This is a genomic window from Vibrio barjaei (assembly GCF_001639065.2).
Classification (GTDB): Bacteria; Pseudomonadota; Gammaproteobacteria; order Enterobacterales; family Vibrionaceae; genus Vibrio; species Vibrio barjaei.
Genome location: NZ_LQXO02000017.1, coordinates 1 through 841, shown reverse-complemented (window position 1 = coordinate 841; position 841 = coordinate 1). Strand labels below are relative to the sequence as shown.

Sequence of the window (841 nt, the reverse complement as noted above, 5' to 3'; positions counted from 1 at the left end):
ATTAGTCGAAGATCTTAGCAACAACACCAGCACCTACTGTACGGCCACCTTCACGGATAGCGAAACGTAGACCTTCGTCCATTGCGATTGGAGCGATTAGCTCAACTTGCATTTGGATGTTGTCACCTGGCATTACCATTTCTACGCCTTCTGGTAGAGAGATGTCACCAGTTACGTCAGTTGTACGGAAGTAGAACTGTGGACGGTAGCCTTTGAAGAACGGAGTATGACGGCCGCCTTCGTCTTTAGAAAGTACGTATACTTCTGACTCGAACTTAGTGTGTGGGTTGATTGAGCCAGGAGCTGCAAGAACTTGACCACGCTCAACTTCGTCACGCTTAGTACCACGTAGAAGTGCACCAACGTTCTCACCAGCACGACCTTCGTCAAGAAGCTTACGGAACATCTCAACACCAGTACAAGTAGTAGTTGTAGTCTCTTTGATACCTACGATTTCTACTTCGTCACCTACGCGTAGGATACCGCGCTCGATACGACCAGTTACAACTGTACCACGACCTTGGATCGAGAATACGTCTTCGATTGGTAGTAGGAACGGTTGGTCTACTGCACGCTCTGGCTCTGGGATGTAAGAGTCTAGTGCTTCTGCAAGCTCAACGATTTTCGCTTCCCACTGCTCTTCGCCGTTTAGTGCGCCTAGTGCAGAACCTTGGATAACTGGTAGGTCATCACCTGGGAAATCGTACTCAGATAGAAGTTCACGAACTTCCATTTCAACTAGCTCTAGAAGCTCTTCATCATCAACCATGTCACATTTGTTCATGAATACGATGATGTAAGGGATACCAACCTGACGGCCTAGTAGGATGTGCTCACGAGT

1 protein-coding gene is annotated in these 841 nt (G+C 47.8%); it reads right to left on the bottom strand.

The genetic code is table 11. From position 1 onward, the window contains the following. Position 1: 1 nt before the first annotated feature. A partial coding sequence (locus AWH66_RS10485) for an elongation factor Tu (RefSeq protein ID WP_065311756.1) occupies positions 2 to 841 on the bottom strand: 840 nt, incomplete at its 5' end.